Below are 16872 nucleotides of genomic sequence, written 5' to 3'. Positions count from 1 at the left end.
TTAAGGCGGATTTAGTATCCGCCTTTTTATTTTCACTTTTAAGAGTGAAAAGCTGAGTTACTTTATTGAGAGTGATGATAGCTCATGCTTTTAGGTTTGATTAAAAAATGATTCTGTTCTTTAATTTTTTTCAGAACAATGTAAGACTTTATGTGCCCTATAAAATTATAAGAAAGTAATCTTTCAGTCACAAATTGCGAAAGCTGTTCTAAATTTTCAGCAACGACTTTTATAATAAAATCAGCATCACCACTAATTGAAAAAGCATCCTGAATGTTATCTTCAGCTTCAATCAGCTCTTGGAAAGCCTGCTGTGATTTCGCCTCGTGTGTTCTTAAGTTTATGTGAATCATCGCTGTAACTTCTAGTCCTAGCGCCTGTTGCTGGATGCGTGCCGTATAACCGAGAATCACGCCTTTTTGTTCAAGCAATTGACGTCGTCTTGAACATTGAGAAGCAGATAAACCGATTAAATCTCCAATTTCCTGATTGGTGAGTCTTCCATTCTTTTGTAGTGCCTGAATGATTTGCCAGTCGAACTTATCCATTGCATAAAATCCTTTTATGATACACAAATCATGTATTTTTATTAAAATGCGTTTTCATTATGCACGAAATCTAAAAGATAGATGAAATATTATTTTTCTATGGAATAAAAATTGGTCTCAAAGGATATAGAGCAATGTTCATAGAAATTGGTGAATTTTTAAATCTTCGTCTAAAACAAATGGGTATCCAACATCTTTTTGGTGTACCTGGTGATTTTAACCTCTCATATCTAGAACAAGTTGAAGCAGACCCACAACTCGAATTTATTGGAAATTGTAATGAATTAAATGCTGCCTATGCAGCAGACGGTTATGCACGAATTAACGGTTTTTCTGCCTTGGCAACCACTTATGGTGTAGGTGACTTAAGTGCTATTAATGGTATTGCCGGTGCCTATGCAGAAAATGTACCTCTTATTCATATCTCAGGTATTCCACCTTTACATGCAGTTCAAAAGGGCACTCTCATACATCATACGTTAGTTGATGGTAACTACGACAACATTATGAACTGTATGAAAGAGTTCACAGTTGCCCAAACTCGTTTAACTCCTGCAAATGCAGCTTCTGAAATTGACCGCGTATTGCGTCAGTGTTTCCTTGAACGCCGTCCTGTACACATCCAACTACCTGGTGATATTACTCACGTTAAAATTGAAGTGTCTGAGCGTCCGCTCGACCTAAGCTACCCAGCTGTTGAACCTGAATTATTGCAAAGTGTGGTAAGCAAACTTTGTGACATTATTGAGAATGCTCAAAGTCCAGCGCTTTTAATTGATAATGAGGCTTCAGTTTTTGGTGTAACTTCACTTTTAAATGATTTATCTCAGAAATGCTCAATTCCATTTGCAGGTATGAATACTGCAAAAAATATTATGGATGAAGGCTCACCTCGTTACATCGGAACTTATGTGGGTGGAGCAAGCCAACCGCATGTAAAAAATATCATTGAACAATCTGACTGTTTAATTGGTGTTGGCGCGCGCTTTACCGATGTAGGCTCAGCTGTATTTACGCATCAAATTGAGACCAAGAACTACATCGAAATTAAATCTTATGGCTTGAATATTTTTGGTCAGGATTTTCCGGGTATTGAAATTGGACAATTACTTGTCGAGCTAAATAAAAAAGTTGCACCACGTAAATCGTCAATACCTCTTCTTGAAAAACAACCTCAGAAAGTAATTGAAGCGCCAGCCCAACAGAAGCTTAGTCAAGATGTGCTTTGGAACTACATTTCAGGGTTCTTAAAAGAAGATGATGTGATTATTGGTGAAGTAGGAACATCAAACTCTGCTTTATCAGGTATCAAACTTCCTGCTACAGCTAAATATATTGCACAGCCGCTTTGGGGTTCTATTGGTTATACCTTGCCAGCTTTGCTTGGTAGTTTGTTAGCTGCTCCTGAGCGTCGTCAAATTTTGTTTATTGGTGATGGTTCATTCCAGCTTACGGTACAAGAACTCTCTACGATTATCCGCCATGGTTTAAAACCAATTATTTTTTTGTTGAACAATGGCGGCTACACCATTGAACGTTTAATTATGGGTGAAAATGCTGCCTATAACGACGTGCAAAACTGGAAATACACTGAAATTCCAGCGGTATTTAACGGTAAAAAAGGCCATACAACTTATGTGGTTGAGACTGCTGGACAGCTGAAGAGCGTTTTAGACAACGTTCATCAAAATGATCAATTAACCTTTATTGAATTGAAACTACCAGCAATGGATGCACCGGTGAGTTTGAAAAAATTTGCTTCTGTGATTGCACGTTTTGACTATGGTGATCGCGGCTACGAAATTTTAAAGGAGCGTTCCCAACCAGTTAAATGTAAGGATGCAATCTCTTTTTAAATAGAAGATAGGACACGTCTTCTCAAAAATTAAATGGACTCATACTAAAGCAACTTATGTCCGAAGGTCGGTTTCTGGCCTTCGGATATAGTGCTGAATAAAGGTGTACAGGAAGTGACACCAACATTGGAGATAATGTTATGGATGCAAACAATAAGCACGAGTTAAAACAAGGCTTATCCAATCGGCATATTCAACTCATCGCACTCGGAGGGGCGATCGGAACAGGGTTGTTCTTAGGTCTATCACAAACAATTAAACTGGCAGGTCCTTCAATTTTATTGGGATATGCAATTGCAGGAATTATTGCCTTTTTGATTATGCGTCATTTAGGTGAAATGGTTGTTGAAGAACCGGTAAGCGGCTCTTTTAGTTATTTTGCGAACAAATACTGGGGCAAAATGGCTGGTTTTATGTCTGGCTGGAACTACTGGGTTTTGTATGTACTGGTGAGTATGGCTGAACTGAGTGCGATTGGTACTTTTATTCAGTTTTGGTGGCCAGAAATTCCGACATGGCTGACCGCTCTATTTTTCTTTATTTTAATTAACGGCATTAACTTGGTAAATGTCCGCTTTTTTGGGGAATCGGAGTTCTTATTTTCCTGCATTAAAATTGTTGCGATTTTAAGTATGATTGGCTTCGGTGCTTATCTTTTACTTTCAGGCTCAGCAGGTCCGCAAGCGGGTGTTGCAAATTTATGGCAACACGGTGGTTTCTTCCCGCATGGTATTCATGGCTTTATTATGGCCTTGGCTGTCATTATGTTTGCATTCGGTGGTCTAGAGCTTATCGGTATTGCAGCAGCTGAAACGAAAAAACCTGAAACAACAATTCCAAAGGCAGTAAACCAGATTGTTTATCGCATCCTGATTTTTTACATTGGTGCAATCGGTATTCTTTTATGTCTTTATCCATGGAATATGGTGGCAGAAGGCGGTAGCCCGTTTGTCTTAATTTTCCAGTCCCTCAATAGTAATGGCGTTGCGAATGTTCTGAACTTTGTGGTCTTGATTGCTGCTATTTCGGTTTATAACAGTTGTATTTACTGTAATAGTCGTATGTTGCATGGTTTAGCAGAGCAGGGCAATGCGCCAGCAATTTTGAAAAAAGTAAACAGCCGCGGTATTCCGGTCCCTGCAGCAATTGTGTCTGCTTCAATTACAGCAGTCTGTGTAGTGGTCAACTATTTAATTCCAGGTCAAGCTTTTCAGCTCTTTATGATGTTGGTTGTGGCTGCGCTTGTTATTAACTGGCTTATGATCTCAGTCACGCATTTGAAATTTACCAAAGCAATGAAATTGCAAAAGCGTCAAACCAAATTCCAAAGCATTATGAGCCCATGGAGTAATTATTTAACTATTAGCTTTGTATGTTTCATTCTCATTATTATGGCGATGACACCAGATATGAGGCTCGCTGTTATTTTGGGGCCTATCTGGCTTGCTGTTTTAGCGATTATGTATTTCTTTAAGTATCGTAAAAAAATGGTCGCAATGCCGGAAGTACAATCAAACTAATAAGCTAAATTTACAGTGATATTGCGGTTATCTGACATATGACAGATAACCGTTTTTGTTTTGTCATAATATTTTCATGTTCGGGCGAAATAATTTTTTAAAAATAAAGGTGACACGTAAAAAATTGAGAATTGTGTCAATAAAATAATTTTGTAACATCAATTCATTAAATTACTTAAGTTTTTATAATTTAAGCATAATTATAATTTTATTATTTTGAACATTTGTCATATTTCCCATTAAATCTAAATATCAAAGTATTTGTAAAATCATCTTAAATATTTGATATAAAATACATTTAAAAATGTGACAATGAACATTATAAAAATCATGAAAGCGTCATAATACTGTAACTTATTTGTCATATTTTCTATTCACAATGCAGCTATCGAAGAGCGTACAAGCACTCAACAAAAAGTGACGTACAACCTATTGCATTAATGAGAGAGAACAGAATGCGCTTAAATCCACGTCAAATCGCAATTGCATTAGCAGTAACTGGGGCCGCTGTAACAACGACTGCAAATGCAGCTCGTGATACGATTCAAATTGCTGGTTCTTCAACTGTATTACCATTTGCCAGCGTTGTAGCTGAAGAGTTTGGTAATACATTCCCTCAATTTAAAACTCCTGTTGTAGGTTCTGGTGGTTCTTCTGCTGGTTTAAAACAGTTCTGTCAAGGTGTTGGTGACAACACAATCGACGTTGCAAACGCTTCTCGTAAAATTAAAAGCACTGAAATCGAAGCTTGTAACAAAGCTGGTGTAAAACAAATTCAAGAAATCAAAATTGGTTATGACGGTATTGTATTTGCGTCTAGCTCAAGCAAAGCAGCTTATAAATTAAAACCTTACCATGTGTTTGCTGCTTTAGCTGCACAGTTACCTTCAAAAGGTAAATTGGTTCCAAACCCTTATACTAACTGGAACCAAATTGACAAATCACTTCCTAATGAGCCTATTACGCTTGTTATTCCTGCGTCTAACCACGGTACGCGTGAAGTTTTCCAAGAAAAAATGGTTGAAGCTGGTTGCGAAGCGTATGAATACTTCAAGAGCCTAGACAAAGATGCTCAAAAGAAAGCATGTTCTACTTTCCGTAAAGACGGCCGTGTAATTGAAATTGCTGGTGACTATACAGAAACTCTAGCTCGCTTAAAAACTTCTCCAAGTGCAGTAGGCGTATTTGGTTTAAGTTTCTATGACATGAACCGTGACAAGTTACGTGTAGCGACAGTAAACAACGTAGTTCCTTCTGAGAAAACTGTGTTAAATGGTACATACCCTGTATCTCGTCCACTATACTTCTATGTAAAAGGCGAGCACTTAAAATCAGTTAAAGGTTTACCACAATACGTAGAATACTTCCTAAGCAAAAAAGCGACTGGTAAAGGTTCTAAAGCTGAGCGTGATGGTTTAATCGCGATGTCTGATGCAGAACGCGCTAAAGTTTTAGCTGACTTTAAAGCAGGTAAAACTGTTAAATAAGTTGGTTTGAATAGGGGCTGGTGATCTCAAGCGATCATCAGCCTTTTTGTCTAACACGTTTTTCCCAAATTATGACAATTGAGAAAACAGTGGAGAATACATGAATCTGCTACTTATCGGTGTGTTGTTAGCCCTTGTGGCAATTGCATATCAACTTGGGCTGAGAAAGAGCCGCCACCTAGCAGGTAAGGGAAGCAACTCGGCGACATTACATTCTCGTCCTGGTTATTATGGCGCACTGGTTGGGCTTTGGTGCGGTATCCCTGCTTTTTTAATTTTGATCATTTGGAACTTGGTTGAGCCAAGTATTTTAAATCATATTATCTTTAACAACGTACCTGCTTCTGTGACAGCTTCTCTAGATGAGGCAGCAAGAAGTGTACTTGTTGATCGAGTTCAAGCGATCGCTTCTGGTTTTGGGGTAAGTGATCATCCCGCGGCTTATGAGTTGGCTGCTGCTCAGCAATATGCAAAATTTCAAACTATTGGCTCTTTTGCCAAATTTGCTGTTGTTGTCTGTGCCGCTTTGTTGGGCTTAGTGTGGGCAAAGAAGAAAATCAGCCAAGAATATCGCGCACGTAACCAAGTTGAGCGTGCAATTAATGTTGGTTTGATCTTATGTTCTGGCGTTGCAATTTTAACCACGATCGGCATTGTAATGTCGATGTTTGGTGAGGCAATGCACTTCTTCCATTTTGTAAGTCCAATCGACTTTTTCTTTGGTACAGAATGGAACCCCGGCTTTAGTACTTCAGGTAATGCAGAAGGTAGTTATGGTTTATTACCATTACTATGGGGCACGCTCATGGTCAGTGGTATTGCCTTATTAGTTGCTGTACCTGTTGGCTTAATGATTGCTATTTATTTAGCTGAGTATGCTTCGCCGTGGTTACGCTCATGGGCAAAACCTACCATTGAAGTTTTAGCGGGTATTCCAACAATCGTTTATGGTGTTTTTGCCATGATGATTATTGGGCCATTCTTTAAAGCTGCTGGTGCGTATGTCGGTATTGAAATTAATGCAACCAGCGCTTTGACTGCCGGTTTTGTAATGGGAATTATGATTATCCCATTCGTTTCATCTTTGTCTGATGACATTATTACTCAAGTTCCTCGTGCACTTCGTGATGGTTCGTTAGGACTTGGCGCAACGAAATCAGAAACGATTCGCCAAGTGGTTTTACCGGCAGCTTTACCGGGTATTACAGGGGCATTTTTATTGGCTGTTTCGCGTGCCGTAGGGGAAACCATGATTGTGGTTTTGGCAGCAGGGAACAGTCCACTTCTACATGCAAATCCGTTTGAAGCTGTTTCGACAGTTACCGTAACCATTGTAAAACAGTTAACGGGTGATACTGATTTTGCGAGCCCACAGGCCTTGGTGGCATTTGCACTGGGATTAACACTCTTTGTGATCACTTTAGGATTAAACATTGTTGCACTGTACATTGTGCGTAAATACCGTGAGCAATACGAATGAGTACATCAAATACATCGTCTCCTATGGATCAGAACGTATTTGATCCACAAGCTGCTGCTCAGGCACGTGATCGCCGTAAAAAAGTGATTGAAAAATCACTGGCTAAACGTCACCGCAAAGAAAAAGCTTTCCGCTTTGCAGGTTTGTCAGCAGTTGTTATTGGTCTTGCATTCGTTGCGCTACTGTTTGGCAGTATTTTGGCAAAAGGGTTACCAGCATTCTGGCAAACCAGTATGAATGTACCAGTCTACTTCGATCCTAAAGTAATTGATGCAGGTCCAGTGCCAGTACGCACACAAGGTGAAACACCTGCACATTACCAAGAACGTTATGTCGATTGGCAAACGAAAATGGGTATGGTCGATTGGGATAGCCTGATCGTAAATGGCATGATTGCTAAAGATCCTTCACTTGCATCACAACGCGATTATTTAAGTAGCCTTTATGCAAGTTCTGAAGCTTATCGCTTACGTGATATGGTGTTTGCTGACCCATCACTCATTGGGAAAAAAGAGAACCTAACTTTCTTGGGTGATGCCAATGTAGATGTATGGCTGAAGGGTAATATTGACCGCTCATTACCAGACGACCAGCAGCAACTTGATCCGGAAATCCGCAAGTTGGCAGATGACCTTAAAGCAAAAGGTGTACTTGAAAATACCTTTAATACGACTTTATTTAAGAATCCTGACTCTCGTAGTTCACCAGCGATTAGTGGTCTTGCAGGCGCATTCATGGGTTCATTATTCATGATGCTGATTGTGATCATTATTTCAATTCCAATCGGTGTTGCCAGCGCAATCTATCTTGAAGAGTTTGCTCCAAAGAATGTCATTACAGACATTATTGAAGTCAACATTAATAACCTTGCTGCTGTACCTTCAATCGTGTTTGGTTTGTTGGGCGCTGCAATATTTATTGGTTGGATGCATTTACCGTTGTCAGCTCCTTTTGTCGGTGGTTTAGTATTAAGTTTAATGACACTACCAACAGTCATTATTACAACACGTGCTTCTTTAAAGGCTGTGCCACCTTCAATTCGACAAGCTGCCCTAGGTTTAGGTGCGTCTAAAGTACAAACCGTTTTCCATCATGTTTTACCGTTAGCATTGCCGGGCATCATGACGGGTGCAATTATTGGTGTTGCACACGCACTCGGTGAAACGGCACCTTTACTTTTAATCGGGATGAGTGCATTCGTTGCAAGTGTTCCAACCACCCCATTTGATCAAGCAACTGCTTTACCTGTCCAAGTTTATCTATGGCAGGGTAATGAGTTGCGTAACTTCTTCGAAGGCCGTACTGCTGCTGCGATTATCGTACTTCTTGCATTAATGATTGGTTTAAACAGCCTTGCAATTTGGTTACGTAAAAAGTTCGAAGTGCGTTGGTAATAGAGGATAAATCATGAATACTATTGATATTACGAATTCCTTAGAAAAGGATAAGTTAGTGAATACTGAACAATCTCAACTTACAGATACACAACTGCATCATGGCACTTCGTACGTTTCGCATTTTGAACCACATGCTTCAAAAAAGCCAAACTCAACCGAAATCAAGATCAGTGCACAAGATGCCCATGTTTATTATGGTGACTTTGAAGCGATTAAAGGCATCGATTTAGATATTTATCAAAATGAAGTAATTGCGTTTATTGGGCCATCAGGCTGCGGTAAATCGACTTTCCTGCGTACTTTAAACCGTATGAACGACACGATTGATGGCTGTCGTGTGACAGGTAAGATCACTCTAGATAACAAAAATATCTATGATCCAAATCTGGATGTTGTATTGCTGCGTGCACAGGTTGGTATGGTGTTCCAAAAGCCAAATCCATTTCCTAAATCTATTTTTGATAACGTGGCATATGGTCCGAAGCTACACGGTTTAGCACGTGACAAATATGACCTAGAAGAAATTGTTGAAAATAGCTTGCGTAAAGCAGGTCTATGGGAAGAAGTGAAGGATCGTTTAAACCAACCGGGTACTGGCTTATCTGGTGGCCAGCAACAACGTTTATGTATTGCACGTACAATTGCAGTAAGTCCAGAAGTGATCTTGATGGATGAACCTTGTTCTGCACTTGACCCAATCGCAACGGCAAAAGTGGAAGAGCTGATTTCTGAACTGTCTGATCAATACACAATCGTTATTGTAACGCACTCGATGCAACAAGCAGCGCGTGTTTCAGACCGTACAGCTTACTTCCATTTAGGTGATTTGATTGAAGTAAACTCTACAGAGAAAGTATTTACTCAGCCTGACCATCAATTGACAGAAGCGTACATTACTGGCCGTTTCGGTTAATTGATCGTTGTAAAAGAAAAAGAGCCTAGTGCTCTTTTTTTATTTAATAAATGAAAATGACTCTATTTTGCAAAATCGCTATTGAATTTTAATCAAAAGAACCACATCTTAAGGCTATAAAGACAAACTTATGAGCATAGAATTTTATGTTATTCCATTTGCCTAAACTCCCTGCGGAAATACGTGTCAGTCATTTAAATGCACGTGTAAATGAACAGAGAAAAAAAATTGCACAAACCACAGCAAGTCGTTTAGAACTTTTACAATTGGCTCAACAACTTGCAAAAGAAGCTAAAATTCGCCGTAAGAACAACCAGAAAATTTTTGTTTTAGATTTTAAAGGTGACATTCAGGCATCTGCGGTTGAAAATCTTCGTGAAGAAATCACCCTTATTTTAGCAACGGCTAAAGCTGGACGTGACCGTGTTGTGGTACGTCTTGAAAGCCCTGGTGGTATGGTTCATGGATATGGATTGGCGGCAGCTCAATTGGTTCGTTTGCGTGATGCAGGTTTTCATTTAACGATTTGTGTCGATAAGGTCGCGGCAAGTGGCGGCTACATGATGGCTTGTATTGCAAATGAAATTATTTCTGCACCGTTTGCTGTCGTGGGTTCGATTGGTGTTGTGGCTCAGGTACCAAATTTTAATCGTCTTTTAAAAGAACATAACGTGGACTTCGAACTTTACACAGCAGGGCAATATAAACGTACTGTCACCATGTTTGGTGAGAATACTCCTGAAGGTAAGGCGAAGTTTGAAGAAGAGCTACAACAAACGCATGTGTTGTTTAAGCACTTTGTAGAGAAATATCGTCCACAGCTTAATGTGGACAAGGTTGCTACAGGTGAACATTGGTATGGTCAAGATGCACTTGATTTAAACCTTGTAGACAAACTACAAACTTCCGATGAGTATCTATTAGCATTGTTACCTCAGCATGATGTATATGTAATTAATACCCGTAAAAAAGCAACTTTGGGTGAAAAATTAGGTTTACAAGCAGCTCAAATGGCAGATAGCCTGATCCCGGCTGTAATGAATAAAGTGGCTGATACTTTAGCAAAAGCGAATTCAACTTTAGTTCAAATGCGCGATACTAAATTTTAATTAAGATATATTTTCAAATTAAAGAGTGCCTTTTAGGGGTGCTCTTTTTTATGCGAAAGACTAAAAGAATTTAGTTTGAATTGCCGGAATGCCCATTCATTTTTATAAAAAATAGATATTGAATAAAGATTCAAAAAAAATTGTTGATAAATATACTTATTGAATTGTGATAAATAAGTGATTTTGATATTTTAGGCAACAATAAAATAGCTTTTAGATGATCCATTTAAAAGATAAACATTTAAAAATATAACTGAAATTTAGGACAGGAAATAATGACAAGAATAATTGTAGCATCCAAAGAGGGTTTGGACGTTCTGCAAGATGGTCAGCTCAATAAGGTGGTTTTAAACCAACCTACTATTATTCAAATTGGTGTAAGTCAAAAAGATATCGCATCGATGGAAAAGCAGGGTGGAAGTCTAGTCATCCATTTAAAAAATGGAGAAACAATTGTCTTAGAAAATTTCTTTAATGAAGCAACGAATACAACAGAGCATTCACTCGTTTTTCCAACTGAACAAGGAAAATTTGTTGAAGCACAATTTGATGCTCAAGGTAAGGTTATAGATTATAGAGGCTTAAATCATGTTACGGATTTGGCCTATACCAGTACCAGCCCTTCAACTGCAACAATGGCCGTTGATAATGATCCAAGCTTTTCAATGGGTAATGTACTAAAAGCAGGCTTAGCAGTTTTAGCCGCTGAAGGTTTATATCTTTGGGCATTTGATAAAGATGACAAAGATGATTCACCCAGCACTCCCGATTTAATAGCACCTGCTGCTCCTACAGCTACGCTTGCTGATGATACTGTGACAGTGACTGGCAAAACTGAAGCAAATGCGAAAATCTACATTAAAGATGCAGCAGGTAATACAGTGGCCTCAGGTGTTGCTGATGCGAGCGGAAATTACACGATTAAATTAGATAAGCCGTTAGTGAATGGGGATAAATTAAATGTTATTGCCCAAGATGCGGCTGGAAATAATTCTAAAGTTACTGTGGTAACAGGAACAAAAGATACAATTGCCCCAGATGTTCCACAAGCTCAATTGAGTGATGATGGTTCCTTAGTGACAGGTAAAGCAGAAGCAAATGCAAAAATTACTGTTTATGATGCCACTGGCAAAGTATTAGGAACTGTTTTTGCGAATAAAGATGGTATTTATTCTTTAAAACTTACTCCACCATTAACCAGTGAAGCGGGCGGTAAAGTGGTTGCCGAAGATGCTGCGGGTAACAAATCTGAGGAAGTTAAAATTATTGCGGGTAAAGATACCATACCACCAGCATCTCCTTTTGTTGAAGTAAATAAAGAAGGATCGGTAATCCATGGTAAAACTGAAGCAAATGCAAAAGTTCAAATAAAAGATGCCGATGGTAAAGTGATTGGAAGTGGGACCGCCGATGCTCAAGGTGAATTTCAAATTACACTTTCACCTGCTTTAAAAGAGGCGCAAAAGGGCACAGTGGTTGTGGAAGATGCTGCTGGTAATGTATCTAAACCAGTTGAAATTACGCCAGGCTTTGACTCGATTGCACCAGATAAACCGACTGTTCAAATTAATACAGATGGTACTTCTGTAACCGGTACGGCTGAGGCCAATGCCAAAATTGAAATTAAAGATACAACAGGGAAGGTAATTGGTAGTGGAACAGCGGATGCGAATGGAAAATTTACAATTTCTATTTCACCAGCTTTAACGGATAATAAACATGCTTCGGTATCAGCTATAGATAATGCTGGAAATAAGTCTGAAGTTGTTGATATTGTAGGTACAAAAGATACAACACCACCAGCAAAACCTATATTAAATAGCGTAGATGATGATGTAGGCGCTGTTAAAGGAGCTATAACGGCTGGTTCTGAAACTGACGATGCTAGACCAAAACTTACAGGCTCAGGTGAAGCAAATGCAACTCTTACGATTTATGATAATGGTGTTGCAATTGGAGTTGTGACGGTAACAAGTGGTAGATCTTGGTCATTTACATTTGATAAAGACTTAGCTCTTGGTAAGCATACTATTACTTTGACTCAAACTGATGCGGCAGGCCTTACCAGTGAGGCAAGTTCTCCATTTACCTTTTATGTAGTTGCACCGAAAACTGCGAGCCTGTCTGAAACTTCAGTAGATACTTTAAGTACAGAAGGGCCATCTTTGGCAGATAGTGTCGGACTGCATACTTTAAAGGCAGCGCAAAGTACAACAACTGAGACGAATAACCCGCAGAAATCGGTTCCTTTAGATGATTTATTAAAAAGTTCTACGGCTAGTGAATCAGACCCAATCGCAAAGCTTCTCTCATCAACAGCGTTAAAAACGACTCAGGCATCTGAGCCAATCGAAGTAAATGCATCAGTTGGTCAGATAACATCAAATCCTGATCATCCTTTACCTGATACAACTTCTTCGGTTTTACAAAACCTTTTAGATCAAACTTATCCAGTTGTTTAGGGTATTTGAGACAACATGTAAAAAGCGCTCAATGAGCGCTTTTTTAATTTTAATTTATTGTTTGATTTTTTGGTGTTGTGAGAAGAGCGATTAGCCCATAGAGGATTGCGCCAATTGTAGCGATTAACATGTCTTTATGTGCATCCCACATATCACCTTGTTGCCCATTATAATTTTCAGCTTGTTCAGGTGATAGCCCGATTGCAATTACCCATTCGATCAGTTCATAAAAGACACTAGACGCCATCACAAACTGGACTACAAGTAAGAATAAAGAAAAAGGACGTGCAGTGGGTAACCATACTTGGAATACACGATAAATAAGAGGATAGAGCAAAACACCATAGGCAAGATGAACTAAACGATCATACATATTGCGGGACCAACCCATATATTGATCTAGGTTGAAATGGAACACCTGTTGTATCCAGTCATTGTATGGAACGTAGGAGTAGAGATAGTGAGCACCAATAATATGGATTAATAAAAACAGTAGATAAAAAGTAAAACTTAAGAAATCCAGTCCAATTTTTTTGAAAATAATAAAAAGCAGAATCACCATAAAAACAGTGCCAGCTTGATGAAGCAAATAAGCCTCAAACTCAAGTGGTTGAATACCTGAAATGATAATGGCAATAAAAAGCAGGCCAAGTGCAATATAGTGTTTAACTTTGAATTCTTTTTCGATCATTTTATAAATAAGTCTTTATTCTGATTTGTATGAGTGTAATAAAAAAGCGAAGCCTAAGCTTCGCTTTTTATAACTTTTTTAATTAGATTTTGCTAATTAATTCGTTAATTTGTTTAGCTTGTTCAGCAGCATTACCTGTGTAAGTTGCAGGTGTAAGCTCAGCTAAGCGGGCACGCTCTTCACTTGGTACTTGAGCAAGTTCGTTACCATTTACGAAGTCAACCATCATGTCACGCGTCATTGCTTGACCACGAGTTAATGCTTTTAACTTCTCATATGGTTTTTCAACATTATAACGACGCATAACTGTTTGAATTGGCTCTGCAAGAACTTCTTGAGCTTGGTCAAGATCTTCATTTAAGCGGTTTGCATTGAGTTCAAGTTTACCAATACCTTTTAAGCAAGCATCAAAAGCAATTAAGCTTTGAGCAAAACCAACACCCATGTTACGAAGTACAGTTGAGTCAGTTAAGTCACGCTGCCAGCGAGAAATTGGTAATTTTTCGCCTAAGTGAGCCAACACTGCATTTGCAATACCTAAGTTACCTTCAGAGTTTTCAAAGTCGATTGGGTTAACTTTGTGCGGCATAGTTGATGAGCCAACTTCACCTTCTTTAAGTTTTTGCTTGAAGTAACCTAAAGAGATATAACCCCATACGTCACGGTTAAAGTCGATCAAAATTGTATTGAAACGACGTAACGCGTCAAATAATTCAGCCATGTAGTCGTGTGGCTCAATTTGAGTTGTATATGGGTTAAATGTTAAACCTAAAGATTCAACAAAAGCTTGTGAATGCGCTGGCCAATCCACATTTGGATAAGCAGAAAGGTGAGCATTGTAGTTACCTACAGCACCATTGATTTTGCCTAGTAATTCAACATTTTCAAATTGTTTGATTTGGCGAGCTAAACGATATGCAACGTTCGCCATTTCTTTACCCAAAGTTGTTGGGCTAGCAGTTTGACCATGTGTACGAGACAACATCGGTTGTTCAGCATGAGTTGTAGCTAAAGCAGAGATTGCATTTAAAATTTGCTTCATGCTTGATACTAAAACTTCACGACCGTTTTTAAGCATAAGTGCATGAGACAAGTTATTGATGTCTTCTGATGTACAAGCAAAGTGAATGAACTCACCCGCATTTTGTAATTCAGCAATACCTGCAATTTTCTCTTTCAAGAAGTATTCAACTGCTTTTACGTCATGGTTAGTTGTGCGTTCAATTTCTTTAATGCGGTTCGCATCTTCTTCAGAGAAGTTGCTTACGATTGCATCTAGTGCTGCATTTGTTTCAGCTGAGAAAGGAGCAACTTCAACAATTTCCGGACGGTTAGAAAGCGCTTGTAACCAACGCACTTCCACAGTGACACGAGCATGAATTAAACCAAACTCAGAAAGAAAAGGGCGTAGCGCATCACATTTGCTGGCATAACGTCCATCTAATGGTGATAGTGCGGTTAAAGCGTTCATAACGATTCCTTAATGCTGGAATAAACATAAAACAAAAATAATCTCGTTACAGCCTTAGATAACTTGGTACTGTAAACGAGCAAGTGCTTGAATATCCTGTAGCAATTTACGTTTGCTAAAAATCATGTTCCATGAACTACCGCCGAGTTGTCGCCATAAATGGGCCATTTGTAGCCCCGTAAACAGACAAGCACGAATACGGTTGGTATGGTTGGTATCTTTAAATGCCTCAGCATTACCACGAACAAGAATGCGTGGATTAATCTGTCCGGCAGTATCAACATAGGTTTGCGCCAAATTGGCTAAAATACTTGGGTGTAAATAGTTATTATCAAAAAAAGAAAGCTGTTTTAAAATCTTCTGCTGCGCTTTTTCAATAATCGCCACATATTCAGGATTGCTATAGACCTTTTTCTCTAACTGCAAAAGTGACATCGCATAAGACATAGGAAGTTTTGCACTACGCATTTTAGGCAAACGAGATTTAGGCGCATTGGTAAAAGGCTGAGTGATACAATTTTCAAGAGTTTTAAGACCCAACGAAATATCAGCCAATTGATTAAAAAAATCCAACGTCTGAACAGCATTATTATTTGTTGTAGGGCGAATATTTAAACTCGCCTTTATTAATAACTCAAAATAAAAGTTACCACTTTCACCAATACTTTGCTGACCTGTCATGGCGGTCATATGCGTAAGCTGGGTCGCTTGAAATACCCCAGCCAAGGCAAGGGCACGGTTTTGGCGAACATTCAAGGCTTGTGATTGTTGAAAGGGTAACTCCACCATGCCATTCATTCCCTTAAATAAAATTTGGTGTAGGGGCGTTTGTATGGTGAATAACACCCCCGCCTAGGCAAACTTCATCCGAATAAAATACAACACTTTGGCCTGGTGTAACTGCACGTTGAGGTTCATCAAACTCAACACGAACACCATGCTCACTATTTTCATCAATAAACACTGTACAAGCTTGATCAGGCTGGCGATAGCGTGTTTTAGCGGTGCAACGTAATCCTTCAGCCGGAATATTTTGCTCGCCTGCTACCCAGTCAATGGCCTCACTCCAAAGCTGTGTACTTTGCATAAGTGGGTGATCATGTCCTTGGCCGACCACTAAACGGTTATTGGCAACATCTTTATGAAGTACAAACCATGCACCTTCTGATGCACCTTTCATACCGCCTAGACCAATACCGCCACGTTGACCGAGCGTATAGTACATCAGACCGTGATGTTCACCAACTTCTTTGCCGTTATCAAGTACAATTTTACCTGGTTGAGCGGGTAAATATTGTTTAAGGAAGTCATTAAAGCGACGTTCACCGATAAAACATATACCAGTTGAATCTTTTTTCTTCGCAGTTGCTAAGTCCAGTTCTTCAGCAATTCTACGAACTTCCGGTTTTTCAATTTCCCCTACCGGGAAAAGGGTTTTATTAATTTCACGGCCATGCACTGCATGTAAGAAATAAGTTTGGTCTTTATTTTTATCTAAACCACGTAATAAAGGTGCATATGCTTCACCTTTAGAGTTATAAGCAGTTTCAGCACGACGAGCATAATGACCTGTTGCAATAAAATCTGCACCTAAGGTCATGGCATGATCTAAAAATGCGCGAAACTTAATTTCTTTATTACATAAGATATCTGGGTTTGGAGTGCGACCGGCTGCATATTCAGCCAAGAAGTGTTCGAATACGCGGTCCCAATATTCCATAGCAAAGTTTGCAGTATGAAGCTTAATACCGATTTTATCTGCGACTGCTTGAGCATCGGCTAAATCTTCCATTGCCGTACAGTATTCCGTGCCGTCATCTTCCTCCCAGTTTTTCATGAAAAGGCCTTCAACTTGATAACCCTGTTGAAGTAAGAGCGCCGCAGAAACAGAGGAATCTACGCCACCAGACATACCGACGATGACACGTTGTTGCATAG

Annotated in this window: 13 protein-coding genes; 8 read left to right on the top strand and 5 right to left on the bottom strand. The window is 39.2% G+C overall.

Annotated features, from left to right (window positions below; all coding sequences use genetic code 11):
* Positions 1–62: 62 nt before the first annotated feature.
* Positions 63–548, bottom strand: a complete 486-nt coding sequence (locus EG365_RS03180) for an Lrp/AsnC family transcriptional regulator (protein ID WP_000357087.1) — start codon at positions 546–548, stop codon at positions 63–65.
* Positions 549–682: 134 nt separating this feature from the next.
* Between EG365_RS03180 and EG365_RS03175 the strand changes: the two genes are divergently transcribed.
* The 8 genes from EG365_RS03175 to blp2 all read left to right on the top strand — a co-directional run bounded on the left by EG365_RS03175 (position 683) and on the right by blp2 (position 12772).
* Positions 683–2404 carry an alpha-keto acid decarboxylase family protein gene (locus EG365_RS03175; RefSeq protein ID WP_000469457.1) on the top strand — a complete coding sequence of 574 codons (1722 nt, stop codon included), beginning with the start codon at positions 683–685 and terminating at the stop codon, positions 2402–2404.
* 140 nt (positions 2405–2544) lie between these two features.
* Positions 2545–3924, top strand: coding sequence for an amino acid permease (locus EG365_RS03170; protein WP_000339846.1), 1380 nt, complete (start codon positions 2545–2547; stop codon positions 3922–3924).
* 455 nt (positions 3925–4379) lie between these two features.
* Positions 4380–5411 carry a substrate-binding domain-containing protein gene (locus tag EG365_RS03165; protein ID WP_001238909.1) on the top strand — a complete coding sequence of 344 codons (1032 nt, stop codon included), beginning with the start codon at positions 4380–4382 and terminating at the stop codon, positions 5409–5411.
* Between the two features lie 100 nt (positions 5412–5511).
* On the top strand, positions 5512–6891 hold the full coding sequence (gene pstC / locus EG365_RS03160; RefSeq protein ID WP_001050723.1) for a phosphate ABC transporter permease subunit PstC: 1380 nt from the start codon (positions 5512–5514) through the stop codon (positions 6889–6891).
* A complete protein-coding gene (gene pstA / locus EG365_RS03155; protein WP_000107954.1) occupies positions 6888–8285 on the top strand; it encodes a phosphate ABC transporter permease PstA in 1398 nt (465 codons plus the stop codon). Before pstC ends, pstA begins: the two co-directional genes overlap by 4 nt.
* Positions 8286–8298: 13 nt before the next feature.
* Entirely contained in the window at positions 8299–9201 is a 903-nt protein-coding gene (pstB, locus tag EG365_RS03150) for a phosphate ABC transporter ATP-binding protein PstB (RefSeq protein WP_001091973.1), read from the top strand.
* A 146-nt stretch (positions 9202–9347) separates the two neighbouring features.
* Entirely contained in the window at positions 9348–10310 is a 963-nt protein-coding gene (gene sohB / locus EG365_RS03145) for a protease SohB (protein WP_000897185.1), read from the top strand.
* 275 nt (positions 10311–10585) lie between these two features.
* Positions 10586–12772 (top strand): Ig-like repeat protein Blp2, encoded by a 2187-nt coding sequence (gene blp2, locus EG365_RS03140; protein WP_000196843.1) that lies wholly within the window; start codon positions 10586–10588, stop codon positions 12770–12772.
* Positions 12773–12821: 49 nt separating this feature from the next.
* On the opposite strand, the gene EG365_RS03135 is transcribed toward blp2, so the two are convergent.
* From EG365_RS03135 to mnmA, 4 genes are all read right to left on the bottom strand, one after another.
* Positions 12822–13463, bottom strand: a complete 642-nt coding sequence (locus tag EG365_RS03135) for a DUF2238 domain-containing protein (protein ID WP_000570322.1) — start codon at positions 13461–13463, stop codon at positions 12822–12824.
* An 82-nt stretch (positions 13464–13545) separates the two neighbouring features.
* Positions 13546–14934 carry an adenylosuccinate lyase gene (purB, locus tag EG365_RS03130; protein WP_000993080.1) on the bottom strand — a complete coding sequence of 463 codons (1389 nt, stop codon included), beginning with the start codon at positions 14932–14934 and terminating at the stop codon, positions 13546–13548.
* A gap of 54 nt (positions 14935–14988) precedes the next feature.
* Positions 14989–15723 (bottom strand): high frequency lysogenization protein HflD, encoded by a 735-nt coding sequence (hflD, locus tag EG365_RS03125; protein WP_000229971.1) that lies wholly within the window; start codon positions 15721–15723, stop codon positions 14989–14991.
* A gap of 13 nt (positions 15724–15736) precedes the next feature.
* A complete protein-coding gene (gene mnmA, locus EG365_RS03120; protein ID WP_001187603.1) occupies positions 15737–16870 on the bottom strand; it encodes a tRNA 2-thiouridine(34) synthase MnmA in 1134 nt (377 codons plus the stop codon).
* Between the last annotated feature and the right edge of the window lie 2 nt (positions 16871–16872).

It is taken from the genome of Acinetobacter sp. FDAARGOS_494, assembly GCF_003812225.1.
Lineage (GTDB): Bacteria > Pseudomonadota > Gammaproteobacteria > Pseudomonadales > Moraxellaceae > Acinetobacter > Acinetobacter baumannii.
Note: the sequence above shows the minus strand (reverse complement) of the source record. Positions and strands in the feature narration are given on the sequence as shown.